23 protein-coding genes are annotated in these 23,721 nt (G+C 66.6%); 11 read left to right on the top strand and 12 right to left on the bottom strand.

From position 1 onward, the window contains the following. Positions 1 to 29 precede the first annotated feature (29 nt). The 3 genes from guaB to U1739_RS03210 all read left to right on the top strand — a co-directional run bounded on the left by guaB (position 30) and on the right by U1739_RS03210 (position 3,391). Positions 30 to 1,487, top strand: coding sequence for an IMP dehydrogenase (gene guaB / locus U1739_RS03220; RefSeq protein ID WP_332703923.1), 1,458 nt, complete (start codon positions 30 to 32; stop codon positions 1,485 to 1,487). 183 nt (positions 1,488 to 1,670) lie between these two features. Next, a complete protein-coding gene (locus tag U1739_RS03215) occupies positions 1,671 to 2,846 on the top strand; it encodes an RsmB/NOP family class I SAM-dependent RNA methyltransferase (RefSeq protein ID WP_332703921.1) in 1,176 nt (391 codons plus the stop codon). 32 nt (positions 2,847 to 2,878) lie between these two features. Further along, positions 2,879 to 3,391 carry a tetratricopeptide repeat protein gene (locus tag U1739_RS03210; protein ID WP_332703919.1) on the top strand — a complete coding sequence of 171 codons (513 nt, stop codon included), beginning with the start codon at positions 2,879 to 2,881 and terminating at the stop codon, positions 3,389 to 3,391. A gap of 276 nt (positions 3,392 to 3,667) precedes the next feature. Here U1739_RS03210 and U1739_RS03205 read toward each other — a convergent pair whose 3' ends face one another. From U1739_RS03205 to U1739_RS03180, 6 genes are all read right to left on the bottom strand, one after another. After that, a complete protein-coding gene (locus U1739_RS03205) occupies positions 3,668 to 3,910 on the bottom strand; it encodes a DUF6894 family protein (RefSeq protein ID WP_332703917.1) in 243 nt (80 codons plus the stop codon). Positions 3,911 to 3,958: 48 nt separating this feature from the next. Next, entirely contained in the window at positions 3,959 to 4,720 is a 762-nt protein-coding gene (locus U1739_RS03200; RefSeq protein WP_332703915.1) for a Crp/Fnr family transcriptional regulator, read from the bottom strand. Between the two features lie 40 nt (positions 4,721 to 4,760). Continuing rightward, complete coding sequence (rsmA, locus tag U1739_RS03195) at positions 4,761 to 5,582, bottom strand: 16S rRNA (adenine(1518)-N(6)/adenine(1519)-N(6))-dimethyltransferase RsmA (RefSeq protein ID WP_332703913.1); 822 nt, start codon at positions 5,580 to 5,582, stop codon at positions 4,761 to 4,763. Then, a complete protein-coding gene (pdxA, locus tag U1739_RS03190; protein WP_332703911.1) occupies positions 5,579 to 6,574 on the bottom strand; it encodes a 4-hydroxythreonine-4-phosphate dehydrogenase PdxA in 996 nt (331 codons plus the stop codon). Before pdxA ends, rsmA begins: the two co-directional genes overlap by 4 nt. 10 nt (positions 6,575 to 6,584) lie before the next feature. Next, on the bottom strand, positions 6,585 to 7,928 hold the full coding sequence (locus tag U1739_RS03185) for a peptidylprolyl isomerase (protein ID WP_332703909.1): 1,344 nt from the start codon (positions 7,926 to 7,928) through the stop codon (positions 6,585 to 6,587). Positions 7,929 to 8,017: 89 nt separating this feature from the next. Continuing rightward, complete coding sequence (locus U1739_RS03180; protein WP_332703907.1) at positions 8,018 to 10,267, bottom strand: LPS-assembly protein LptD; 2,250 nt, start codon at positions 10,265 to 10,267, stop codon at positions 8,018 to 8,020. Between the two features lie 163 nt (positions 10,268 to 10,430). On the opposite strand from U1739_RS03180, the gene U1739_RS03175 reads away from it, so the two are divergent. The 4 genes from U1739_RS03175 (at position 10,431) to U1739_RS03160 (ending at position 13,506) form a co-directional block, all read left to right on the top strand. After that, on the top strand, positions 10,431 to 11,903 hold the full coding sequence (locus U1739_RS03175; protein WP_332703905.1) for a leucyl aminopeptidase: 1,473 nt from the start codon (positions 10,431 to 10,433) through the stop codon (positions 11,901 to 11,903). A gap of 144 nt (positions 11,904 to 12,047) precedes the next feature. Then, entirely contained in the window at positions 12,048 to 12,488 is a 441-nt protein-coding gene (locus U1739_RS03170; protein ID WP_332703903.1) for a DNA polymerase III subunit chi, read from the top strand. Positions 12,489 to 12,563: 75 nt separating this feature from the next. Beyond that, complete coding sequence (ndk, locus tag U1739_RS03165) at positions 12,564 to 12,986, top strand: nucleoside-diphosphate kinase (protein WP_332703901.1); 423 nt, start codon at positions 12,564 to 12,566, stop codon at positions 12,984 to 12,986. A gap of 1 nt (position 12,987) precedes the next feature. Beyond that, positions 12,988 to 13,506, top strand: coding sequence for a GNAT family N-acetyltransferase (locus U1739_RS03160; protein WP_332703899.1), 519 nt, complete (start codon positions 12,988 to 12,990; stop codon positions 13,504 to 13,506). 122 nt (positions 13,507 to 13,628) lie between these two features. Here U1739_RS03160 and U1739_RS03155 read toward each other — a convergent pair whose 3' ends face one another. The 4 genes from U1739_RS03155 to purM all read right to left on the bottom strand — a co-directional run bounded on the left by U1739_RS03155 (position 13,629) and on the right by purM (position 16,465). Continuing rightward, the gene (locus U1739_RS03155; RefSeq protein WP_332703897.1) at positions 13,629 to 14,318 is read right to left on the bottom strand and encodes a hypothetical protein; all 690 of its coding nucleotides are present in this window, start codon (positions 14,316 to 14,318) and stop codon (positions 13,629 to 13,631) included. Next, complete coding sequence (locus tag U1739_RS03150) at positions 14,315 to 14,689, bottom strand: MmcQ/YjbR family DNA-binding protein (RefSeq protein ID WP_332703895.1); 375 nt, start codon at positions 14,687 to 14,689, stop codon at positions 14,315 to 14,317. Before U1739_RS03150 ends, U1739_RS03155 begins: the two co-directional genes overlap by 4 nt. After that, complete coding sequence (gene purN, locus U1739_RS03145) at positions 14,686 to 15,243, bottom strand: phosphoribosylglycinamide formyltransferase (RefSeq protein WP_332703893.1); 558 nt, start codon at positions 15,241 to 15,243, stop codon at positions 14,686 to 14,688. Before purN ends, U1739_RS03150 begins: the two co-directional genes overlap by 4 nt. A 115-nt stretch (positions 15,244 to 15,358) precedes the next feature. Next, the gene (purM, locus tag U1739_RS03140) at positions 15,359 to 16,465 is read right to left on the bottom strand and encodes a phosphoribosylformylglycinamidine cyclo-ligase (RefSeq protein ID WP_332703891.1); all 1,107 of its coding nucleotides are present in this window, start codon (positions 16,463 to 16,465) and stop codon (positions 15,359 to 15,361) included. 60 nt (positions 16,466 to 16,525) lie between these two features. Here purM and U1739_RS03135 point away from each other — a divergent pair, with 60 nt between their 5' ends. From U1739_RS03135 to U1739_RS03120, 4 genes are read left to right on the top strand one after another with little or no spacing between them, the layout of a single operon-like run. Further along, a complete protein-coding gene (locus U1739_RS03135; protein ID WP_332703889.1) occupies positions 16,526 to 17,776 on the top strand; it encodes a heavy-metal-associated domain-containing protein in 1,251 nt (416 codons plus the stop codon). Continuing rightward, positions 17,773 to 18,426 carry an HdaA/DnaA family protein gene (locus tag U1739_RS03130; RefSeq protein WP_332703887.1) on the top strand — a complete coding sequence of 218 codons (654 nt, stop codon included), beginning with the start codon at positions 17,773 to 17,775 and terminating at the stop codon, positions 18,424 to 18,426. Before U1739_RS03135 ends, U1739_RS03130 begins: the two co-directional genes overlap by 4 nt. After that, on the top strand, positions 18,423 to 20,597 hold the full coding sequence (locus U1739_RS03125) for an RNA degradosome polyphosphate kinase (RefSeq protein ID WP_332703885.1): 2,175 nt from the start codon (positions 18,423 to 18,425) through the stop codon (positions 20,595 to 20,597). Before U1739_RS03130 ends, U1739_RS03125 begins: the two co-directional genes overlap by 4 nt. Before the next feature lie 8 nt (positions 20,598 to 20,605). Further along, positions 20,606 to 22,099, top strand: a complete 1,494-nt coding sequence (locus U1739_RS03120; protein ID WP_332703883.1) for a Ppx/GppA phosphatase family protein — start codon at positions 20,606 to 20,608, stop codon at positions 22,097 to 22,099. A gap of 36 nt (positions 22,100 to 22,135) precedes the next feature. On the opposite strand, the gene U1739_RS03115 is transcribed toward U1739_RS03120, so the two are convergent. Both U1739_RS03115 and rnd read right to left on the bottom strand, forming a co-directional pair. Further along, positions 22,136 to 22,426 (bottom strand): I78 family peptidase inhibitor, encoded by a 291-nt coding sequence (locus tag U1739_RS03115; RefSeq protein ID WP_332703881.1) that lies wholly within the window; start codon positions 22,424 to 22,426, stop codon positions 22,136 to 22,138. Beyond that, a complete protein-coding gene (rnd, locus tag U1739_RS03110) occupies positions 22,423 to 23,598 on the bottom strand; it encodes a ribonuclease D (protein ID WP_332703879.1) in 1,176 nt (391 codons plus the stop codon). Before rnd ends, U1739_RS03115 begins: the two co-directional genes overlap by 4 nt. Positions 23,599 to 23,721: the final 123 nt, after the last annotated feature.

Raw genomic sequence — 23,721 nt, 5'->3', positions numbered from 1 at the left:
CGATTCTCCCCACGCAGGAACTGGCTCCCATGGACATTCGCCTCGGCCTCACTTTCGACGATGTCCTGCTATATCCGGCGGAATCCGATATCGTCCCCAGCCAGGCCAATACGCGCACGCAGCTGACCCGCGGCATCGCGCTCGATATTCCCATCCTGTCCTCGGCGATGGATACGGTGACCGAGGCCGACATGGCGATCGTCATGGCGCAATTGGGCGGCATCGGCGTGCTCCACCGCAACATGGAGATTGACGAGCAGGTTGCCGCGGTGCGCCAGGTCAAGCGCTTCGAAAGCGGCATGGTGGTCAACCCGATCACCATCCACCCGCGCGCGACTTTGGCCGAGGCGCGCGCGCTGATGAGCAACAACCGCATCAGCGGCATCCCGGTGGTGGAAAGCGACGGCAAATTGGTCGGCATCCTGACCAACCGCGACGTGCGCTTCGCCGAGAACCCGCTCCAGCCGGTGTCCGAGCTGATGACGCACGAAAATCTCGCCACCGTGTCGTCGGGCGTGGGCAAGGACGAGGCGCGCCGCCTGCTGCACCACCGCCGGATCGAGAAATTGCTGGTGGTCGACGATAGCTATCGTTGCGTCGGGCTGATCACCGTCAAGGATATCGAAAAGGCCGTCACCTATCCCAACGCGACCAAGGACGAGAGCGGCCGCCTGCGCGTCGCCGCGGCGACCACGGTCGGCGACAAGGGCTTCGAGCGTACCGAGGCGTTGGTCGATGCCGAGCTCGATCTGATCGTGATCGACACCGCGCACGGCCATAACCGCGATGTCGCGCGCGCCGTGGAACGCGTGAAGAAGCTGAGCAATTCGGTTCAGGTGATCGCCGGCAACGTGGCGACCGCCGAAGCGGCGCGCGCGCTGATCGACGCCGGGGCGGACGGGATCAAGGTTGGCATCGGGCCGGGCTCGATCTGCACCACGCGGATCGTCGCCGGTGTCGGCGTGCCGCAGCTCACCGCCGTGATGGAATGCGCCGCGGAAGCGGCCAAAAGCGGCGTGCCGGTGATCGCCGATGGCGGCATCCGCACCTCGGGCGATATCGCCAAGGCCCTGGCCGGCGGCGCATCGAGCGTGATGATCGGCTCGCTCCTGGCGGGCACCGAGGAAGCGCCCGGCGATACGTTCATCTATCAGGGCCGCGCCTATAAATCCTATCGCGGCATGGGCTCGGTCGGCGCGATGGGGCGTGGCTCGGCGGATCGCTATTTTCAGGGCGACATCAAGGATCAGCTGAAGTTGGTGCCCGAGGGCATCGAGGGGCAGGTCGCCTTTAAGGGCCCGGCGCGCGACGTGATCCACCAATTGGTCGGCGGCGTGAAGGCGGCGATGGGCTATACCGGCTCGGCCACGATTCCCGACCTGCAGCAGCGCGCACGGTTCGTGCAGGTCACCGGCGCCGGGCTGATGGAAAGCCATGTGCACGACGTGTCGATCACCCGCGAAGCGCCGAACTATCCGACGCGCTAAGCTTTCACTGCTGGTGCTTCCCCGGCGGAGGCCGGGGCCCAGTCGCGATGGCAGTGGTAACGGGGAGCAGCGATCGATGATCGGCTGTTCCACTACTGGACCCCGGCTTTCGCCGGGGAAGCGGTTATGCTTGGAATATAGGGCGTTCGTGCTGCGTATCATGCACGGCGTCAGGAATTTGACATGACTCCCTCCGCCCGCATCCAGGCCGCGATCGACCTGCTCGACGCCATCGTCATCGCCGCGCGCGATCAGGGCGCCGCAGCGGACACCATCATCGCCAAATATTTCGCCCAGCGCCGCTATGCCGGCAGCAAGGATCGCCGCGCCGTCCGCGAGCTGGTCTATTCGGCCATCCGGCAGCTCGGCGAGCGGCCCAAGAGCGGCCGCGCCGCGATGCTCGCGCTGGCGGCGACCGATCCCGACATCGCCGCATTGTTCGACGGCTCGACCCACGCGCCGGCGGCGATCGGCGACAAGGAAGCCGCTGCTGCCCCTGGCATCGCGCCGGAATGGATCGTCACCAAGCTCACCGCTGACGGCATCGGCGCGGACGAACTGCCCGCCTTGATCGACCGCGCGCCGCTCGACATCCGTATCAACCGACTCGTCCCTGCGCCCGAACCGATCGACGGCGCCGATCCGATCGCCGGCCTGCCCGATGCGCTGCGCCTGCCCTCGGGCACCAGCATCGAACAGCTCGACGCCTTCAAGGATGGCGCGATCGAAGTGCAGGATGCCGGCAGCCAGATCGTCGCGCTCGCCGCGCGCGCGTTGCCCGGGCAACGCATCGTCGATCTGTGCGCCGGGGCGGGGGGCAAGACGCTCGCGCTGGCCGCCGCCATGCGCAATGACGGCGCACTGCTCGCCACCGATACCGATCGTGCCCGCCTGTCGCGGCTGACGCCGCGCGCCGCGCGCGCCGGCGCGACGGTGGTCGAGACGCGGTTGCTCAATCCCGGCAGCGAGGTCGAGATGCTTGCCGACTGGAGCGACAACGCGGATTGCGTGCTGATCGATGCGCCCTGTTCGGGTACCGGCACGTGGCGGCGCAATCCCGAGGCGCGCTGGCGGCTGACGCCGGACCGGATCGAGCGGCTGGCGGCAACCCAGGCGCATGTCCTGGAAATCGGCGCCGGCCTGGTCAAGCCGGGCGGCGCCCTGGTCTATATCGTCTGCTCGCTGCTCGACGAAGAGGGGGCAGGGCAGGTGTCGGCGTTCCTCACCGCGCATCCCGGCTGGCAAGTCGACAGTCTCGATCTCCCCGCTGGCCGCGCGCATGGCGGCGGCGTGCGGCTGACGCCGGCGCATGACGCCACCGACGGCTTTTTTGTCGCGCGCCTCCTGCGGCCATGCTAGCCAAACCCATCGTGCCTACCCCGGAGAGCATCATGCGTTATTCGTCCGTCGCCGCTGCCGTCGCGCTGACTCTGCTGACGGTATCGACGTCGCTGCACGGCCAGCGCCCCGACGACCAGATCGATCCCCGCTCGCTCGCGCTGCTCGCGCAGGGCCGTGCAGCGCAGGCGGCGGGCAATCTCGACGGCGCCACCGATTTGCTGGAAACCGCGCTGGCGGTAGATCCGCGCAACCGCCCGGCCTTTATCGTGCTCGGCGATGTGGCGCAGGCGCGCGGCCTGCCGGGCAAGGCGATCCGCCTGTACCGCGAGGCGTTGCTGCTCGAACCCAATGATCGCGTCGCGCTGGCCCGTCAGGGCGCCGCGCTGGTCAGCAAGGGGGCAGTGACGCAGGCTAAGGGCAATCTCGTCAAGATCCGCACCTTGTGCGGCAAGGCCGCGTGTCCGGAAGGCATGTCGTTGGCCGCCGTCATCGCCAAGGGCCCGCCGGTGCAGACCGCGGCAGCGACCAAGGTGCCGGACAAGGTGCCCACCGCGACGGAATAAGCCGGGCGCCCCATAGCGTCAGCTTGGACTTGCCCTGTGCTGTTCCCGCCGGGCAAGTACCCCTTGTTCCCCCGCGCAAGCGGGGGCCCAGGGCCGCAAAGGCTGACGATCGGTGCCCTGAGCTCCCGCCTTCGCGGGAGAACATTACGGTACATTTCGCAAAGGTATGATCGCCGGCTCGTTAGGGGGGACTCTACCGCCGGCACCACGATCGACAATTGGGCGCAACGAAAGCCGCTTAGTGGACCCCGGAACAATCCCGGGCGATGAAACGGCTCAGACCCCCGTCACCGCCACCGTATCCTTGAACATCACGCGTTCGACGAACTCGCCCTGGTCCGTCGTGATGTCGATATGGCAGGACAGGCACAGGCTGCCACTGCCCAGCTCTTCGCACATGATCGCTCGCGCATCCTGCACGGCGGCGGCATGCGCCGCCTCCAGCGAAGCGAAATCGCGACCATCGGGGTCGGGCGTTACTGTCCCGCACTCATGCAGGATGAAGAAATACCGTGCCATGCAAGGCAAGCGTCTGATCGGGCAGGAAGTTTCGCAAATTTATCGAGATCAGGCGAATAATCTCGGCAGGCCCGCTTCATCGACCCTTTCGAGCGCCAGATATCGCGCATCGAACTCGCCGATTGACTGCAACAGCTTCCAGTCGAGAATGTGCAGACGCTTGTCGGTAATGTGCGCTGCCCCGGCTTCGCGGAGCGCGCGCAGCGTGCGATTGACATGGACCGGGGTCAGGCCGGTCGTATCGCCCAGCGTCGTCTGGGTCAGCGGCCAGTCGATCACTTGCTCGGCGCGACAGTCCTCCTTGGAGAAACGGCTGGCCATTTCGCACAGCAGATGCGCGACGCGGCCCTTGGCCGATAGCCGCGCATTGACCAGCGCCCATTGCGACAGCGCGGCGGCATCCACCATGCAATCGCGCCAGAATGCCTCGGCCAGCGCCAGCGACTGGCTCGCCAGCTTGTGCACCGCGCTATGCGGCACCCGGTAGATCAGCGTCTCGCTCACGCTCTGCAGCGCCGTCGCCGCTTTCGGTAAGACGACCGAATGAAGATCGGCCATATCCCCCGGAATATGCAGCGCCGTCATTTGGCGCTCGCCGTCGCGGGTCTGGCCGAACCGTCCGGCCAGGCCGGAGACGACCAGACAGGCCCGATCGACCTGCTCGCCGAGCCGCACGAAATCGCGATTGGGCCGGATCAATTCGAGCTCGCCGGGCAGTGCCAGGATCGCTTCGCACTCGGCATCGGTCAGCGTGGAGCGCAGGGTCAGTCGGTCGAGCCACAGGGAAAGGCCATGTCGAGCATCAGTCATTGCGACGCTCTACAATGAATTCAACACGCTATCCAATAGATCACACGCTCATCGCGCGCGCGACGGCGGCGAAGTCGGCCACGCTGACGGTTTCGGCGCGGCGCGTCGCATCGATGCCGACCGTCTCCAGCGCGGCGAGCGCACCGGGCAGACCCTTGACGCTCTGCCGCAGCATCTTGCGGCGCTGGCCGAAGGCGGCGGCGGTGAGCCGCTCGAGCATGGCGAAGTTGACGCCGTCGGGCGCCGCGATCGGGGCGATATGGACCACCGCCGACATCACCTTGGGCGGCGGCGTGAAGGCCGAGCGGTGTACCGGCATGGCCAGCTTGGCGGTCGAGCGCCACTGCGCGAGCACCGCGAGCCGGCCGTACGCATCGTCGTCGGTACCCGCGACGATGCGGTCGGCCACTTCCTTCTGGAACATCAAGGTCAGGCTCTGCCACCATGGCAGCCAGTCGGCCGACAGCCAGCGCACGAGCAAGGCAGTGCCGATATTATAGGGCAAGTTGGAGACGATGTGCGGCTTGCCCTCAAACAAGGCGGTAGTGTCGAGTTCGAGCGCGTCGTCCTCGATCACACACAGCTTGCCCGGAAAGGCGTCGCCCAATTCGGCAAGTGCGGGGATGCACCGGCGGTCGCGCTCGACCGCGGTGACGCGCGCGCCGGCCTGCAGCAGCGCACGGGTCAGGCCGCCGGGGCCGGGGCCGACCTCGAACACTTCGGCGTCCTGAAGATCGCCCGGGATACGGGCGATGCGCGCGAGCAATTGCTGGTCGAGCAGGAAGTTCTGGCCCAGCGCCTTGCTCGCGTTGAGGCCATAGCGCGCGATCACCTCGCGCAGCGGCGGCAGATCGATGCTCACGCCTCGGTGGCAATGCGGCGTGCGGTGGCTTCGCCGGCCATGCGGATCGCGGCGATCATCGCGCCGGGATGGGCCATATCCTTGCCGGCAATGCCGAACGCGGTGCCGTGATCGGGCGAGGTGCGGACGATCGGCAGGCCCAGCGTGATATTGACGCCATCGTCGAAATGCAGCGTCTTGAGCGGCACCAGCGCCTGATCGTGATAGCAGCACATCGCCACGTCATAGCTGGCGCGGGCGCGATCGTGGAACATCGTGTCGGCGGCGAACGGACCGGTTGCGTCGATCCCCTCGGCCTGGAGCTGCTCGATCGCGGGGATCAGCAGATCGATCTCTTCGTGACCCAGCGCGCCATTCTCGCCGGCATGCGGATTGAACCCGGCAAAGGCCAGACGCGGCCGTTCGATGCCGAAATTGCGCTGCAGCCCGCGCGCGGTGGCGCGCGCCTTGGACACGATCAAGTCGATCGAAAGCAGGCCGGAGACGTCGGCCAGCGGCACATGCGTGGTGATCGGCACCACGCGCAAGGTGGGGCCGGCAAGCATCATCACCGCATTGTCGCGCGCGATGCCGCAGCGCTCGGCGATGAATTCGGTCTGGCCGGGATAGCTGAAGCCGATCTGGTAGAGTTGTGATTTGGATACCGGCCCGGTGACCAGCGCACTGACCGCATCGGAGCGGGCCAGCCCGGCGGCGAGCTCGAGCGAATGCAACGCGCAGCGTGCGCCATCGACGTCCGCCATTCCGGGATTGATCTGCCCGCCATCCTCCACGTTGAGCACCGGCAGCGCGGTGGCGAACGCGGCCGCGGCCTGACCGGGATCGCCGATCTCGGTGACCGGGCCATCCCATACTGCGGCAATCGCGCGCGCGTCGCCGACCGCGAAGAACAGCGGCAGGCGCTGGGTGTCGCGTACCGCCCAGGCCTTGGCAATGACCTCCGGGCCGATCCCGGCGGGATCGCCCATCGATACCGCCAGGGGCGCGATCACGGGGCCGGCCTCAGCGATATTCGACGATCGCGTCGCGCCGCAGATCGCGCAGCATCTGCTGGGCGCGCAGGTTGACGCGCTGCTGCTCCATCTGCCCTTGCAGCTGCCCGGCATTGGGCAACTCGCCGTTGCGCGGTTCGTCGCGACCGCACACGACCAAGGCACGCACGCCGTCCTGCGCCGAGCCGAACGGCGGCGTCGCTTCGCCGACCTGCAGCTGCAGCAGGATTTGCTGCAATGCCGGCGGCAAGTCGCGGATCAGGATCGCATCGCGGTCGACCACGTCGGCACCAAGCGTCGCGGCGATCTTGGCGACGTCGCCGCAACCCTTGATCTCCTTCACCGCCGTAGCAAACGACCCCACGCGCGCCGTGGCCTGGGCCTGGCTGGTGCCGGCGGGGAAGCTGACCGTCAGCTGCTTGAGCGCCAGCCGCGCGTCACGCGGATCGGCGGTCAGCACCTGCCGTTTGTCGACCAGATACAGCAGCGAGAAACCGCCCGGCACCTCGATCGGGCCCGCGATCTGGCCGGTCTGCATCGTCGCGGCGGCCTTGGACAGCGAATCCGGCAGCTGCGCGGTACGCACCCAGCCAAGATCGCCATCGACTGCCTTGGTCGATGCTTCGGAGAAGTTACGCGCGAAATAACCGAACGGCGCTTCGCCCTTCTGGATCTTCTCGATCATCTGGCGCATCGCCGCGAACACCTGGTCGGCGCGATCGGGCGTGGCCGAGAGATAGATTTCGGCGACGTGATATTCCTCGGTGCCCTTGGCGTCCTGCATGCGCTTGAGGATCGACGCGACTTCTTCCTCGCCGACATTGACGCTCGGCTCGACCTTGCGGCGCAGGAACCCGCTCCACGCCAGTTCGCCTTCGATCTGGCGCTTCATCGAGCGTTCCGACGAGCCGACCTTGCGCAGATACGTGCGGAATGCCTCCGGGGTCTGCTGGAAGTTCTTCGCCACGCTGTTGAAGCTCGAGGTGATCTGCGCCGGCGGGATCGTGATGTCGTTAGCCTTGGCCTCCTGGATCTGCAGCGCTTCGTCGATCAACTGGTTGAGGATCTGGGTGCGCAGGCGGATCTTGTCCTCGTCGCTGATCTTCAGCGGGTTGGCCGCCATGATCAAGGCAACGCGCTGGTCGACATCGGTGCCGGTGATGACGGTGTCGTTGACGATCGCGGTTGGCTTGCGCACGTTGGGATCGACCTTGCCGAACACCTGCATGTTATCCGGAATGTTGAGGCCGACCGCGGGTACGGCACTGTCTTCCACCGTTTGCGCAACGGCGACGGTGGCAATCGCGATGCCCGCACAGGCGGTCATCACGCGGGCGATACGGCCAGCCTTCATCTTCGAAATCATCACGGTGTTGTAAATCCCAAGAAGCGTCGCAGCGCAGATAGCGCGCTGGTCATGAAACGGCGGAGGTGAATGCCAGCTTAGCGGCCCAGATTTTTGAAGGAAAGGCTCAACGAAAAGCCGTTGCCGCTGCGCGCGTCGCCGGTGGTCTGATATTCGTGGCGCCAGGTAAAGCCAAGTTTCAGGCAATCGTCCTCATAAGCGACGCCAAGCCGGTGGCGCACCGGATCGAAACCGTCGGACACCGACAACACGTCTTCGCTGCGATCGGTAAGATCGATCACGGTCGAGCCGAACACCGACCAGAAGCGCGCGAATTGCGCGCGGCCGGCCAGGCGGACTTCCTCGCGATCGCGCAGATCCTCGGCCGTGCCCGTGATGTCACGGTTGAGCCGGAGGTAGCCGATCAGCGCATAGGTGGAACGCGACCCGAGCGTCGCATCGAGCTCGTTGCGGCGAATGGCCAAACCGCTCTTGTCGAGCCGATAGCGATGCGTGACCGAGACGATGTCGCGCACGCGCACTTCGGTGCGCCCGACAAAATCGGAAAAGCGATCGGTGAGACCGGTGCCGGACGGGAAGATCACCGGCCGCGAGCCAAGCCGATAGCTCTGGCCGATATTGGCGTTGATCGACACGCCGGGCAGATCGAGCGCCCAATCCGCGCCATAGGTGAAGCGCGTGGCATCTTCGACGCGGTCGTAGCCGGCAAAGCGGTTGAGCGCGAACAGGTTGGAATCCTCGAGATCGACCGCGCGGGCATCCTCATTGGGGATATCCAGATTTTCGACCTTGGGCGACGCGACGATCTGCACGCGCGGCGTCAGCCGCTGCGTGCCGCCGAACAGTTCGCCGATCAGCGGCCACTTCACGTCGACCGCCAGCGCGCCGACCAGCCGCCCCTGAAATCCTTCGGTACCGGAATAGCTCGCCACGTCGGTGGTGAGCGAATCGCTACTGTTATAGGCGTCGGCGCGGCCGTACGCGGTGAACGTCACTTCCTGGCCCCAGCGGGTCAGTTTGCGCAGGTCCCAGCGCGCGCTGGCAAAGGCGCGCTGCGTGTCCTGGCCTTCGGTGCGGGTCAGCGCGAGCGTGTTGACCTGCAGCTGGATCTTGCCGCCGAGCAGCCCGTCGTCGAAGCGCCGGCGATAATCCAGTTCGGGCAGGGCGATCGGCTGCAGCCCTTGCGGATCGTTGACCCGCACCGTCTGCACGAACCAGCCGGTCAGCCCGAAATAACTGTTCGCGTCGATCCGCTCGAGGCTGGCGGTCGACCGCAGGCGATCGTCGTAGGAGATGTCGTAGCGGCGCAGGAAGGTGCGGTCGGTGGCCAGGCGGATCGACGCGCTGGCGCTCCAATTCTCATCGAACTGAAAGCGTGCGACGCCATCGAGATAGCCGCGAAAGGCGGATTCGGTGCCAACCGGATTGGCCGTGTCGAGATCCTCGCTGCGCTGGCCATAGGTGGCATAAGCACGCAGCTTGAACGCGCCCTTGGTGCTGAGCTGGCTGTAATCGGCCTGCAGCATCGGCAGCACGCCGCTGAAAACGTGCGGGGTAACGATCAGCGCGCGATTGGGCGCCAGATTGAAGAAGTAAGGCTGGGCATATTCCAGGCCGTTGGTGGCATTATATTTGATGTCGGGTGAGAGCAGCCCGTTGGCGCCTTCGTTATTCCCGCCGACCGGATGCGAGAAAGCGGGCAGCGGCAGGCTGGGCAAGCCGAACACGGTGATCTTGGCGCCGCTATAGAAGATGCGGCCCCGCTCCGGGCGATACACCACGCGCACGGCCGTGATCTTCCACGACGGCTCTTTTGGGCAGCCGGCGGAATTGGTCACGGTGCACGGCGTATAGGCGGCATCGTCCAGCGTCAGCGTCTCGTCCAGCGCGCGGGTGCCGCGGCGCGCGGCGAGGCGGCCGCCGCGTTCGAGCACGACCAGCATGTTGTCGACCATGCCATCCTTGAGCGAATCGGTCAGCTCGATCGAATCGCCATAGGCCGTATCGCCGCCGGGATTGGTCACCGCGATATTGCCGGTCGCCACGACCTTGCCGGTCTTGCGGTTCCACACCACCTTGTCGGCGCGCAAGCGATCCCCGGCGCGAAACATGCGCACGTCGCCGATCGCCGTGACGATCTCGCCATCGCTGTCATATTGCAGCTCGGTGGCGGCGAATTCGACCTCGTCGTCACCAGCCGGCTTGGCTGCGGTCGATGGCGGCGGTGCGTCGACGGGGCGCGTCTGCAGGTCCTGCGCGTGCGCGGCGCCGGCAGCGAAGAGGGCGAGCGGAAGCGCGCACGTCGAGAAAAGATCGGAACGCTTCACGTTGGGAAACACACCCCCGGACGCACCGGAATGGCGCGCGATTGGGCGTCCTATCGCACCACCGCCCGCGCGCCGCAATCGCGCGCATGGCTTTGCCAGCGCTTTGCGGCTGGCCTAGAGGGTACGACTCAACAGATTCCTCACCGCAGCCCCAAGGATTGTCATGCAGATCGTTTTTTCCACCGCGCCCGCCGATGCCGGTGCCGTGCTTGCCCTGCCGATCGAAAAGGACGCGCTGGAGCGCAGCGCGCTGGGCGGGCTGGATGCGGCGGCCAAGAGCGTGGTGATCGGCGCGGCACGCGGCAACCGCTTCGATGGCGAGCCCGGCGTGGTGGTCGAGGCCTTCATCGCGGCAGGGGCGGGCGTGCGGCGCGTGCTGCTGCTCGGCGTCGGCGACGGTAGCGCGGCGGCGTGGGAGAAAGCCGGCGGCGCGCTGACCGCCAAGCTGCTGACTTCGGGAGTCATCACGGCCACCGTCGATCTGGCGGGCGCGGGCGCGCAGGGCAAGACCGCGGCGCTGTTCGCGGCCGCCGCAGCGCAGCGCGCCTGGCGGCATGACGTGTACCGCACCAAGCTGCCGGAAAAATCCAAGCCGACGCTGGGCGAAATCGTCATCGTCAACGCGCCCGAGGGCACCGATGCGGCGTGGATCGGCCAGAAGGCGGTCACCGAGGGCATGGAACTGACCCGCACCTTGGTCGCCGAGCCGGCCAACATCATCTATCCCGAAACCTTCGTCGCCAAAGTGCTGGCCGAGATCGAGGGGCTCGGGCTCGAAGTCACCGTGCTCGACGAGGCGGCGATGGGCGAGCTCGGCATGGGCGCCTTGCTTGGCGTCAGCCAGGGCTCGGCGCGCGAGGCGCGCTTGCTGGCGCTCAAGTGGAGCGGCGCAGGCGAGGGCGATCCGGCCATTGCGTTGGTCGGCAAGGGCGTGACGTTCGACACGGGCGGCATCTCGATCAAGGGTGCGGCCGGCATGGAGGACATGAAGTGGGACATGGGCGGCGCCGGCGCCGTCGTCGGCGCGATGAAGGCGCTGGCGGCGCGGAAAGCCAAGGCCAATGTGATCGGCGTGTGCGGGCTGGTGGAGAACATGCCTGACGGCAATGCGATCCGCCCCGGCGACGTGCTGACCAGCATGTCCGGCCAGACGATCGAAGTGCTCAACACCGATGCCGAAGGCCGGCTGGTGCTGTGCGATTGCGTCACTTGGGTACAGCGCACGCATCGCCCCACGACGATCGTCGATCTGGCGACGCTGACCGGCGCGATGATCGTTGCACTCGGCCATGAGCATGGCGGGCTGTTCGCCAATGACGATGCGCTGGCCGATCAGTTGCTGCAGGCGGGCCTCGCCACGGGCGACAAATTGTGGCGCTTCCCGCTGTCCGACACGTACAACAAGATCATCGATTCGCCGATCGCCGACATGAAGAATGTCGGCCCGCGCGGGGCGGGCTCGATCACCGCGGCGCAGTTCATCCAGCGCTTCGTCGATACCGGCGTGAAGTGGGCGCATCTCGATATCGCCGGCATGGTATGGTCGGACAAGGCCGGGCCGAACTACGACAAGGGCGCGACGGGCTATGGCGTGCGGCTGCTCGACCGGTTCGTGGCGGATAATTTCGAAGGCTGAGGGGGCACGTCCCTACGTCCGTCACCCTAGCGTAAGCTGGGATCTTGGTGGGGCGGGCGTCTGGCGCGCCTCAAGGAGATCCCAGCTTTCGCTGGGATGACGGTCGCGGGAATGACGGTAGCGGGGATGACGGGGAGGGGATAAATGCAGGTCGATTTCTACCACCTCACCACCACCCCGCTCGACCGCGCCCTTCCGCAGATCGCGGAGAAAGTGCTGTCGAGCGGTGCCCGTCTGCTGATCGTGGCGGAAAGCGCGGCGCAGCGGCAGGCGCTCGATCGCCTGCTGTGGAGCTATGCGCCGGAAAGCTTCCTGCCGCATGCCGAGGCCGGCGGGCCAAACGATGCGGTGCAGCCGATCTTGCTCAGCGCGGAGCCCGTACCGATCAATGGCGCCAAGCATATCGCGCTGGTCGACGGGATATGGCGCGAGCAAGCGCTAAATTTCGAGCGCGCCTTCCATTTCTTCGATGGCGATCGCATCACTGAGGCGCGGACCGCGTGGAAGGCCTTGGCCGATCGCGATGGCGTCGAACGGCGCTATTGGAAGCAGAACGACAATGGCCGCTGGGAACAGGCGGCCTAACTTGCATCCCCCGGGCTGCGCGACTAGTTAGCCGCGACTTCATTCCATTCCCCCATCGCAAGGAGCTTCACGGTCATGGCCGCGAATCGCACATTCTCGATCATCAAGCCCGACGCCACGCGCCGCAACATCACCGGCGCCGTCACCAAGATGCTGGAAGAAGCGGGCCTGCGCGTCATCGCGTCCAAGCGCATCCAGATGACCCGCGAGCAGGCCGAAGGCTTCTATGCGGTGCATAGCGAGCGCCCGTTCTTCAACGACCTGGTGTCGTTCATGATCTCCGGCCCGGTCGTCGTGCAGGTGCTGGAAGGCGAGAACGCCATGCAGCGCAACCGCGACATCATGGGCGCGACCAACCCGGCCAATGCCGAGCCCGGCACGATCCGCAAGGAACTGGCCGAATCGATCGAAGCAAACTCGGTGCACGGTTCGGATTCGGACGAGAATGCCGAGATCGAGATCGCCTACTTCTTCAAGCCCGAAGAAATCGTCGGCTGATATGCAGTGGCGCGTGCGACAGGCCGGGGCGGACGATGCCGATCGCCTGTCGCTCGTCGCCAATGCATGTTTTCTCGATACCTATGCGCCGTCGCTGGATGGCGCCGACCTCGTCGCGCATTGCCTGAAGCATAACCGCGCCGAGGCTTTCGTCGATTGGACGAACGATCCCGGCTCGGTGGTGAGCCTGGCCGAGATGCTGCCGGGCGGCGCGCCGGTCGGCTATACCGTGCTCACCGCGCCCGACTTTCCGATCGCGCTCGCGCCGGGCGATATCGAACTGCGGCGGATCTACACGCTGCGGCAAAGCTATGGCTCGGGCATCGGCGCCCAGTTGATCACCCAGGCGTTTGCCGATGCCAGGCGGCTGGGCGGAAAACGTATGCTGCTCGGTGTGTGGGACCAGAATTTCCGCGCCCATGCCTTTTACGAGCGCCATGGGTTTGCGGTGATCGGCTCGCGACAATTTACCGTTGGCAGCGAAACGCACGACGACCCAATTTACGCGCGGGATTTGTAAGGCAATTTCCCTGGCCTTTCCCCGGCGAAGGCCGGGGCCCAGGCGTGACGTCAGAAGTTACGTCGCGCACCGCCTGATAACCACTGTCTCGCTCCTGGGCCGCGGCCTCCGCCGGGAAGGTGCTATTTTGCCGGCTTCGGCCTCTCTCTCGCCCAGATCGCCTCCAGCCGAGCGACCGACGCGCTCCGCTCCTTGAGCTTCAGCCCCTCGAGCTTGAAGGAGCGGCCCAGCGGGAAGCCGCCCTCGGTCTTCCACACCACGTCATAGATCGCCGCATCGTGGCGCTCGACATCCGCGTCCCAATAGCTTGCGGTGATCAGCACCGGCAGCCGCCCGCTCTGCGTATCGGCGCCGCCATCGGTGAGTTTCAGCATCGGGGCGGACACCCAGCCGGCATCGATCTGCGGATCCGCGTCGGTCTTCGCCGCCACGCCCAGCGCCTTTGGGAAGACGATATCGATCGTCTGCACGTCGTGCGCCGGATCGCTGAGGGCCAGATTATCGCCCTCGACCGTCGCCTTGAGCATCACCAAGGTCCGCGTCTTGCGCTCGCTCGCCTGTTCGGCCTGCTTGGCCTGGTCGTCGGCGCGGCGATCGGACCAGGTCAGCCACAGCCCGAACGCGGCGATGATCACCCCGGCGACGCCGACCAATTCGGCCAGCGTGACCCAGCGGCGGCGCGTCGCCGCAGCCTCGGCGCGATCGACGGCCTGTGCGACGGTGTCCGCTGCCGGCGCGGCTGCGTTAGAGGGCGGTGGGGGAACGAGTGGATCGACCGGAATGGGGGGCACTGTCGGTGGGTCTCCGTTCATCGTCCGCCCGCCTCGAGCAGGCGCCCAGGCGCGACCAGCTCCCAGCTGATCGCGATGCGGTCCGCCACACGGTCCCAATCGACCGCGCCATCGAGCCGCATCGCGATCCAGAAGCTGGGCCCGAGATAGGGTGGGGAATAATAGAAGGCAGGATCGGCCTCGATCAGCATCTGCTGTTCGTCGGGGCCGGTCGTCTTGACGATCGCGACCGTCTCGCCGTCGCTGTGAATATCGTGCCAGAAATAGGCGAAGGCCTTGCCCTTCTCGATGAAGAAGCCGGGCGAGCCGTGCGACAATTTCTCATAGCTTTCGGGCAGCGCCAGCGCGGCATCGCGCACCTTGGCGAGCAGGGGTTCGGGATCGGGGCTCATCGTGCCGCGAAGTCTGCCAGAACTCGTGGGTAAAGGCGATGCTCGGCTGAAAGGACGCGCTCGGCCAGCGTGTCGGGCGTATCGCCGGGCAGGATCGGGACCTCGGCCTGGCCAAGTATCTCCCCGCCGTCGAGTTCCTCGGTGACGATATGGACGGAGCAGCCGGCGATCGTATCGCCGGCGGCGATGGCGCGGGCGTGGGTATCGAGGCCCTTATATTTGGGCAGCAGCGACGGGTGGATATTGAGAATTTTTCCGCGCCATTTGGCGACGAAAGCGTCGGACAGGAGGCGCATATAGCCGGCAAGCGCGATGATCTCGACGCCTGCCGCGTGGAGGGCGGCGTCGATCGCGGCTTCGTATTCGGCCTTGGGAATGCCTTTGGGGGAATGAGCGAAGGTCGGGATGCCGTGGTCGGCGGCCCAGGCCAGGCCGGGGGCCTCGGGCTTGTCGGAAGCGACGAGCGCGATTTCATAGCTGTCGCCGGCGGTCGCGGCGAGCGCCATCATGTTGGATCCGCGGCCTGAGAGCAGGATGCCGATGCGGGCGGGCATCCCTCTCCCGCTTGCGGGAGGGGTTAGGGGTGGGCTCGCGCTGTCAGCGGAAGCTGCCGGGGAAAGCGGGCGCCCACCCCTGGCCCCTCCCGCGAGCGGGAGGGGGGAAGAAGGCTCACCCATGATGCGTCGCAGTCCAGTCGGCGCGCGCGCCCCAGGTCTCGGTCGAACCGCTAACCGTGCAGCCCTTTTCGCCTGCTTCGATCGCCCCGATCCGGAACACCGCTTCGCCCGCCGCTTCCAGCGCCGCGCTCACGCCGGCAACCTCATCCGCCGCCACGACCACCGCCATGCCGATCCCGCAATTGAACGTGCGCGCCATTTCCTCCGGCTCGATCGCGCCCTGCGCCTGCAGGAACGCCATCAGCCGCGGCTGCGGCCAGGCGTCGGCGTCGATTGTCGCATGGACGCCCTCGGGCAGGACGCGCGGCACATTCTCCAGCAGCCCGCCGCCGGTGATGTGCGCAAGACCCTTGATGCGGCGCTCGGCGAGCAACGGCAGCAGGCTCTTCACGTAGATCCGTGTCGGCGCCATCAGCGCGTCAATCAGGCGCACGTCCTGATCGAACAAGGACGGGCGGTCGAGCTTCCAGCCCTTGTCCGCGGCCAGCCGGCGGACCAGCGAGAAGCCGTTGGAATGGACCCCCGACGAAGCAAGGCCAAGGATCACGTCACCCGGCGCGATCTCGCGCCCGGTGAGCACTTGGGTCCGCTCGACCGCGCCGACGCAGAAGCCGGCCAGATCGTAATCGCCCGGCGCGTACATGCCGGGCATCTCCGCCGTCTCGCCACCGATCAGCGCGCAGCCGGCCTGCAGGCAGCCCTCGGCGATCGAGGCAATGACGCGCTCGGCGACCGCCGAGTCGAGCTTGGCGGTGGCGTAATAATCGAGGAAGAACAGCGGCTCGGCACCCTGCACGATCAGATCGTTGGCGCACATCGCGACCAGATCGATGCCGACGCCGTCATGCGCGTCATGCTCGATCGCCAGCTTGAGCTTGGTGCCGACGCCGTCATTCGCCGCCACCAGCAGGGGATCGACGAAGCCCGCCGCCTTCAGATCGAAGAACCCGCCAAAGCCGCCGAGATCGGCATCCGCGCCCTTGCGGCGGGTCGATTTGGCCAGCGGTCCGATCGCGCGGACCAGCGCATTGCCGGCAGCGATCGAGACGCCCGCCTGGGCATAGGTGTAGGGACTATTCTGTCGGGGCGTGTCGTTCATATGCCGCCCCTAGCCATATCGCGCTTGGATTTCCACGCCTGCTTCGCCACAAGGGCCGCGATGTCCGCCAAAATCTCCTTACCGCATGTGAAAACAGCGCTCGCCCTGTTGCTCGCCACGGGCAGCGCCATGGTCTTGGCGCAGGACGAGGGCGGGCCGCAGGGCTATTCGATGGGCGATGCCTCGGGCAGCTACGAAGTAAGCGGCGTCGAAGTTGACGTGACCGGCAAGAACGCCGTGGCGGCGCGCGAGGCCGGCTGGCGGCTGGCGCAGCGCAAGGGCTGGGTGATGCTCTCGCAGCGGCTCGGCGCGGGCGGTGGTGGGCTGTCCGACGGCACGTTGGATGCGATGGTCTCCGGCATCGTCGTCGAGAATGAGCAGATCGGGCCGAACCGCTATGTCGCGAAGCTCGGCGTGCTGTTCAATCGCGGGCGCGCGGGATCGCTGCTCGGCGTCGCCGGCCAGTCGTTGCGTTCGTCGCCGATGCTCGTGCTGCCGCTGCAATATTCCGGCGGCGCCGGGCAGATTTTCGAGAAACGCACCGAATGGGCGGAAGCGTGGACGCGATACCGCACCGGCAACAGCGTGGTCGATTATATCCGCCCGGCGGGGTCGGGGCCGGATGCGCTGCTGCTCAATCTCGGCCAGACCGGGCGGCCGGGGCGCGGCTGGTGGCGCACGATCCTCGATCAATATGGCGCGCTCGACGTGCTTGTGCCGGCGGTGCGACTGTATCGCCAATGGCCGGGCGGGCCGGTGATCGGCGCGTTCGAGGCGCGGCATGGCCCGGACAATCGCCTGGTGACCAAGTTCACCTTGCGCGTGAACAATGGTGACGGGCTGCCGGCCTTGCTCGACGCCGGGGTCAAGCGGATCGACGAATCGTATCAGGCGGCGCTGCGCGGTGGCGGCCTCGCAACCGATGCCGGGCTCGCTTATGTCCCGCCGCCGCCGCCGGGAACGGTGGTCGAAACGCCGGTCGCAGAGCTGCCGGTTGATCCGGCGACGGCCGTCCCGACTGCCGCGACGGTGTCGATCAACATCCAGTTCGATACGCCCGGCGTTGCCGCGGTGACTTCGGGCGAGGCGGCGCTGCGCGGTATTCCCGGCGTGCGCAGCGCGCTGACCAGCAGCCTGGCGCTGGGCGGGGTGTCCGTCATGCGCGTCGGGTTCGAGGGCGATCCGGCGGCGTTGCAGGCGGCGCTGGAGGCGCGCGGCTGGATCGTGCAGGGCGCGGGCACCACCTTGCGCATCCGCCGCCCGCTGGCCCCGCCCGCGGCCTCCCCCGCGGACAATGCGACCGGCGGATGAGCGTTGGCCCCACAGGCGGGCAGATCGCGCTGCCGTTCGAATGGCCGGCCGATCCCCGCGACGACGAATTCCTGGTCAGCGAATCAAACGCGCGCGCCGTACACCAGCTGGAGCATTGGGCGTCTTGGCCGGTGATGACCGTGGTGCTGACCGGCCCGCGCAAATCGGGCCGCAGCCTGCTCGCGCGGATCTTTGCCGCCAAGAGCAATGGCACGATTATCGACGATGCCGAGCGGCAGCCAGAGACGACCCTGTTTCACGCCTGGAACCGCGCGCAGGAGGAGCGTCATCCGCTTGTCATCGTCGCCGACCATGCCCCGCCCGAATGGTCCGTCAAACTTCCCGATCTGCGCTCGCGTCTGGCTGCCAGCCCGGTGGCGCAAATCGGTGCGCCGGATGACGCGCTGATGCAGGCACTGTTCGAACGGATGTTCATCAGGCGCGGGCTGGATGCGCGGCCGGACCTGATCCAATGGCTGCTGACCCGCGTCGAACGCAGCCATGTCGCGCTGATCCGCGCCGTCGACGTGCTCGACCAGGCAGTGCTGGAACGGCGCAAACGCTTGTCGATTCCGCTGGCCAAGGCCACATTGACCGAGGCGAGCCTGATCGTCGATCCGGCCCCCACATTGCCATTCGAGGTTCCATGACCCGCCCCGCCCATATCGCGCGCCTCGCCGAGGATGATGACGACCAGTTCGCCGCCGAGGAAAGCGGCGATCGCTATTTCAACCGCGAACTCTCCTGGCTGGCGTTCAACCGCCGCGTGCTGGAGGAAGCATGCAACGAAGCGCATCCGCTGCTGGAACGCGTGCGCTTTCTGTCGATCTCGGGCTCGAACCTCGACGAATTCTTCATGGTCCGCGTCGCCGGTCTCAAGGGCCAGCTGGTGCAGGACGTCGATCGGCGCTCGGCCGACGGCATGACCTCGGGGCAGCAATTGGCCGCGATCGTCGCCGAGGCGGACGAGCTGATCGAGAGCCAGCGCTCGGTCTGGCGCGACCTGCGCCGCCAGTTGAGCGACCAGGGCATCGATATCCTTGGCTCGCGCACGATCGACGATTTCCTCACCTCGGAGGAAGTCGATTGGCTGCAGAACCAGTTTCTCGAACAGATTTTCCCGATCCTGACCCCCCAGGCGCTCGATCCCGCGCACCCCTTCCCGTTCATGTCGAACAAGGGCCTGGCGGTGATGTTCGATCTCGTCCGCCTGTCGGACCAGGAGCCGATCCGCGAATTGATCATGCTACCCAGCCAGATGCCGCGCTTCGTGCGCGTGCCGGGCGAGCGCGCGCGGTTCGTCGCGGTCGAATCGCTGGTCAAGCGCTTCGCGCCGCTGATCTTCCCGGGCTATGAAGTGTTGGGCGGCGCGGAATTCCGCGTGCTGCGCGACAGCGATCTCGAGATTGACGACGAAGCCGAGGATCTGGTCCGCTACTTCGCCAACGCCATCAAGCGCCGCCGCCGTGGCCGGGTGATCCGCCTCGAACTTGAAAGCGGCATGCCGCAGGCGCTCGGCGAAGCTTTGCGCGACGAATTGGGCGGGCACGCCTTCGTGACCGAAAGCGGCGCGTTCCTGGGCGTGGGCGATCTCGACGCGATCGTCGACGAGGATCGGCCCGATCTCAAATTCACCGCTTTCTCGCCACGCTTCCCCGAGCGCATCCGTGAATTCGGCGGCGATTGCTTTGCCGCGATCAAGGCCAAGGACATCGTCGTCCATCATCCGTACGAGACGTTCGACGTGGTGCTCGCCTTTCTCAAGCAAGCCGCCGCCGACCCCGACGTGGTAGCGATCAAGCAGACGCTGTACCGCGCCGGCAAGCAGCCGGCGGTGATTAACGCGCTGATCGCGGCGGCGGAATCGGGCAAGTCGGTCACCGCGGTGGTCGAGCTCAAGGCGCGGTTCGACGAAGAGCAGAATATCATCTGGGCCAGCGCGCTGGAGCGGGCGGGCGTGCAAGTGGTGTACGGCTTCATGGAGTGGAAGACGCACGCCAAGATCTCGATGGTGGTGCGCCGCGAGGCCGGGCAATATCGCACCTACTGCCATTTCGGCACCGGCAATTACCATCCGATCACGGCCAAGATCTACACCGATCTCAGCTTCTTCACCGCCGATCCGCGCATCGGGCAGGATGCCGCGCAGATGTTCAATTACATCACCGGCTATGTCGAGCCGGAGAATATGGCGCTGGTCAGCCTTTCCCCGCGCGATCTGCGCCCCAAATTGGTCGATCTGGTCGATGGCGAGATCGCCAATGCCAAGGCCGGCAAGCCGGCGGCGATCTGGGCCAAGATGAATTCGCTGGTCGATCCGGCGATGATCGAGAAATTGTACGAGGCGAGCGCGGCGGGCGTGGAGATCGATCTGGTGATCCGCGGCATCTGCTGTCTGCGGCCCGGGATCGCCGGCCTGTCCGAGCATATCCGCGTCAAATCGGTGATCGGCCGGTTCCTCGAGCACAGCCGCATCTGGGCGTTCGGCAATGGCAAGGCATTGCCCAATGACGATGCCAAATTGTTCATCTCCTCGGCCGACTGGATGCCGCGCAATCTCGATCGCCGCGTCGAATATATGCTGCCGATCCTCAATCCCACGGTGCACGACCAGATCCTCGACCAGGTGATGGTCGCCAATCTGATCGACAACGAGCAGAGCTGGGATCTGAAGGCGGACGGCTCCTATGTGCGCGAAACGCCGGGCGACCGGCCGTTCAACCTGCATCGCTATTTCATGACCAATCCGTCGCTGTCCGGGCGCGGCGCGGCGCTGAAGGGCAAATCGGTGCCCAAATTGTCGTTGCGACGAGGACACTGACCGAGATCATGGCAAGTCTGTTTCGTAAACCGCGTACCGAGCCACAGAACGAACCCCGCCCGGGGATCATCGATATCGGCTCCAATTCGATCCGCCTGGTGGTCTATCAAGGGCCGGAACGCGTGCCCTCGGTGCTGTTCAACGAAAAGGTGATGGCCGGGCTCGGACGCGGCCTGGCGCAGGACGGGGCGATCTCGCAAGCCGCGCTGGACCTGGCCGAACAGGCGCTGGCGCGGTTCGCCGCGGTGGCGCGCGAGATGGACGTCACCCGGCTGCGCACGGTGGCGACGGCGGCGGTACGCGATGCTTCGAACGGGGCGGCCCTGCTGGAGACGGTGCGGCAGCTCGGGCTGGACGTGGAGACGCTGTCCGGCGAGCAGGAAGCGATGGCGGCGGGGCACGGCGTGCTCTCGGGCATTCCGGCGGCGGATGGCATTGTCGGCGATCTCGGCGGCGGCAGCCTCGAGCTGGTCCGCGTCGAGCGTGGCGAGCTGGGCGAGCGCGTGTCCTTTCCCTTAGGCGTGTTGCGCATCGGGGCGGTGCGCGCCAAGGGCCCGGGGGCATTGGAGCGGCAGGTGCATGGCGCGCTCAGCGCGGCGGGCTGGCTCGGCGCCGGCGCGGGTCTGCCGCTGTATCTGGTCGGCGGCTCGTGGCGCGCGCTGGGGCGGCTCGACATGCATCTGTGCAGCTATCCGCTGCCGGTGATTCACCAATATGCCATGCCCGCCGAAGCGATCACCCGCATGGGGCGGACGATCGCGCACGTGAACAAGCAATGGCTGCGCGCCGTGCCCGGGCTATCCTCGGGTCGTGCCTCGACCTTGGGCGACAGCGCCGCGCTGCTCCAGGCATTGCTCAAGCATATCGGCAGCGATCGCACCATCGTCTCCGCCTTCGGGCTGCGCGAGGGGCTGCTCTACGGCGCGCTGGACGCGGCGACGCAAGATGAAGATCCGCTGATCGTCGCGACGCGCGACGAGGGGCGGCGGCACGGCCGCTTTCCCGAACATGGCGATCTGCTGGACCGCTGGATCGCGCCATTGTTCGGCAATGACGATGCCGAGATGGCGCGCCTGCGCCATGCCGCGTGTCAGCTCGCCGATGTCGGCTGGCGCGCCAATCCCGAATTTCGCGCCGAACGCGGTGTGGAAATCGCATTGCACGGTAATTGGGTGGCGATCGACGCGCGGGGCCGCGCGCTGATGGCGCAGGCCCTGTTCACCAGCCTGGGCGGCGGCACCAACACGCCAGCGCCGCTGGCGATGCTGGCGCCGGCCGAGGATCTCAAACGCGCGCTGACCTGGGGGCTGGCGATGCGGCTCGGGCAACGGCTCAGCGGCGGGCTGGCCGGGCCGTTGCAGCGCTCGCGGCTGAGCGAGGATGCGACGGCAGTGACGCTGCATCTCGCCGACGCCGATCGCGCGCTCTACGGCGATGCGGTCGAGCGGCGGCATACCGCGCTCGCCACTGGCGTGGGGCGGGCGGCGGTGGTGGCAGACTAACCTAAACTCCCCTCCCTGGAAGGGAGGGGAGGAAGATTACCCGCAGGTAATCCGTTCCGCCTCGCCCTTCAGGCCAACCCAAACATTCACGCGCGCTTCGTTGAATTCCATCGTCACGCGCATTTCCGGCGTGATGCGCCGCGCGGTGCTTGCGCCGGAGCGGCGTTGCACTTTCTCCACCAACGCCGGCGTTGCTTGTTGCCCGACGAAGCGCTGTACCGGCGCCGCCTTGCACAGGCCGGCAGGCGCGGGCAGCGGGGCGGGGTGTTCTTGCGTGCAAGCAGCCAGGGCGAGCACGAGGGCGGGGGCGGCGAGGGCGAGCTTCATGGGGTATCCTCCGTACGGGTCATCTTGAGCTTGCCGCCCACCACGGCAAAGGCGAGCCGGCCCTCGACCAGATCGAGCGCATCGCGGCCGAACTGTTCGAAGCGCCAGCCGGTGAGGATCGGCAGATCGGCGCGCGTACCCGCAGCCAGCGCCTCGAGATCTTCGCTGCGCGCCAGCAGCCGCGAGGCGACGTCGATTTCCTTCGAGCGGATCTTGAGCAGCAGCTTGAGCAGATCGGCGACCAGCGCGCCGTCCTTGCCCAGCCCGGGCTTGCGATCGTCGCGCTGCGGCATCTCGTCGGCGTCCATCGGCACGGCAGCGTCCAGCGCGGCCATCATGCGCGCGCCGATATCGTTGTTCGCCCAGCTCGCCGAGAGGCCGCGGACCTTGGCGAGATCGCCCTGCTTGCGCGGCGGATGGCCGGCAATGTCGGCGATCGTCTCGTCCTTGACGATGCGGCCGCGCGGAATATCCTTCTGCCGCGCCTCGATCTCGCGCCACCGCGCCAGCGCCTTCAGGCGACCGAGCAGATCGGGTTTGCGGCCGGGCACGCGGATGCGCTTCCACGCTTCCTCGGGATCATTGGCGTAATTGGCGGGATCGCCGATCCGCTCCATCTCCTGGTCGAGCCACGCGCCGCGCCCGGTCTTGCGCAGCCGCGCGAGCATCTTGGGGAAGATTTCGGCGAGATGCGTGACGTCGCCAATGGCATATTCGATCTGTCGCGCGTCGAGCGGACGGCGGCTCCAATCGGTGAAGCGCGCGCCCTTGTCGACGACGATCCCAAGATAGGCGTCGACCAGGTTCGAATAACCAATCTGCTCGCCTTGCCCGAGCGCCATCGCCGCGACCTGCGTGTCGAACAGGGGATAGGGCGTCTTGCCGGTGAGATTATAGATGATCTCCAGATCCTGCCCGCCGGCATGGAACACCTTCAGCACGTCGGGATTCTCGGTCATCAGATCGAGCAACGGCTTCATGTCCAGCCCCGGCGCCATCGGATCGATCGCTGCCGCCTCGTTCACATCGGCGATCTGGATCAGGCACAGTTCCGGCCAGAACGTGTTCTCGCGCATGAATTCGGTATCGACGCAGACGAAGTCGGCTTGGGCGAGACGGGCGCACAGATTGGCGAGAGTCGCACTGTCGGTGATGAGCGGATGGATATGCATGGGCGTGCCATAGCGAGGCCTGCGCGGCTTGACAAAGGCGGGCTGGAAAGGGAAGCGCACACCCACCCAATTCACCGTCATCCCAGCGAAAGCTGGGATCTTTGTGGGGCGCGCGCGGCGCTC

Origin of the sequence: Parasphingomonas puruogangriensis, assembly GCF_036663635.1 — a bacterium.
Taxonomy (GTDB): Bacteria; Pseudomonadota; Alphaproteobacteria; order Sphingomonadales; family Sphingomonadaceae; genus Sphingomonas.
This window is presented reverse-complemented; position numbering and strand designations above follow the sequence as displayed.

Bases quoted from the DNA above. Each gene is read 5' to 3' on its own strand.
- purM (WP_332703891.1), bottom strand. From the start codon at position 16,465: ATGAACGACACGCCCCGACAGAATAGTCCCTACACCTATGCCCAGGCG.
- U1739_RS03205 (WP_332703917.1), bottom strand. From the start codon at position 3,910: ATGGCACGGTATTTCTTCATCCTGCATGAGTGCGGGACAGTAACGCCC.
- U1739_RS03210 (WP_332703919.1), top strand. From the start codon at position 2,879: ATGCGTTATTCGTCCGTCGCCGCTGCCGTCGCGCTGACTCTGCTGACG.
- rnd (WP_332703879.1), bottom strand. From the start codon at position 23,598: ATGCATATCCATCCGCTCATCACCGACAGTGCGACTCTCGCCAATCTG.
- U1739_RS03120 (WP_332703883.1), top strand. From the start codon at position 20,606: ATGGCAAGTCTGTTTCGTAAACCGCGTACCGAGCCACAGAACGAACCC.
- U1739_RS03170 (WP_332703903.1), top strand. From the start codon at position 12,048: ATGCAGGTCGATTTCTACCACCTCACCACCACCCCGCTCGACCGCGCC.
- U1739_RS03115 (WP_332703881.1), bottom strand. From the start codon at position 22,426: ATGAAGCTCGCCCTCGCCGCCCCCGCCCTCGTGCTCGCCCTGGCTGCT.
- U1739_RS03175 (WP_332703905.1), top strand. From the start codon at position 10,431: ATGCAGATCGTTTTTTCCACCGCGCCCGCCGATGCCGGTGCCGTGCTT.
- purN (WP_332703893.1), bottom strand. From the start codon at position 15,243: ATGCCCGCCCGCATCGGCATCCTGCTCTCAGGCCGCGGATCCAACATG.
- U1739_RS03200 (WP_332703915.1), bottom strand. From the start codon at position 4,720: ATGACTGATGCTCGACATGGCCTTTCCCTGTGGCTCGACCGACTGACC.
- U1739_RS03215 (WP_332703921.1), top strand. From the start codon at position 1,671: ATGACTCCCTCCGCCCGCATCCAGGCCGCGATCGACCTGCTCGACGCC.
- U1739_RS03125 (WP_332703885.1), top strand. From the start codon at position 18,423: ATGACCCGCCCCGCCCATATCGCGCGCCTCGCCGAGGATGATGACGAC.
- U1739_RS03135 (WP_332703889.1), top strand. From the start codon at position 16,526: ATGTCCGCCAAAATCTCCTTACCGCATGTGAAAACAGCGCTCGCCCTG.
- U1739_RS03160 (WP_332703899.1), top strand. From the start codon at position 12,988: ATGCAGTGGCGCGTGCGACAGGCCGGGGCGGACGATGCCGATCGCCTG.
- U1739_RS03185 (WP_332703909.1), bottom strand. From the start codon at position 7,928: ATGAAGGCTGGCCGTATCGCCCGCGTGATGACCGCCTGTGCGGGCATC.
- U1739_RS03130 (WP_332703887.1), top strand. From the start codon at position 17,773: ATGAGCGTTGGCCCCACAGGCGGGCAGATCGCGCTGCCGTTCGAATGG.
- guaB (WP_332703923.1), top strand. From the start codon at position 30: ATGGACATTCGCCTCGGCCTCACTTTCGACGATGTCCTGCTATATCCG.
- U1739_RS03155 (WP_332703897.1), bottom strand. From the start codon at position 14,318: ATGAACGGAGACCCACCGACAGTGCCCCCCATTCCGGTCGATCCACTC.
- ndk (WP_332703901.1), top strand. From the start codon at position 12,564: ATGGCCGCGAATCGCACATTCTCGATCATCAAGCCCGACGCCACGCGC.
- U1739_RS03150 (WP_332703895.1), bottom strand. From the start codon at position 14,689: ATGAGCCCCGATCCCGAACCCCTGCTCGCCAAGGTGCGCGATGCCGCG.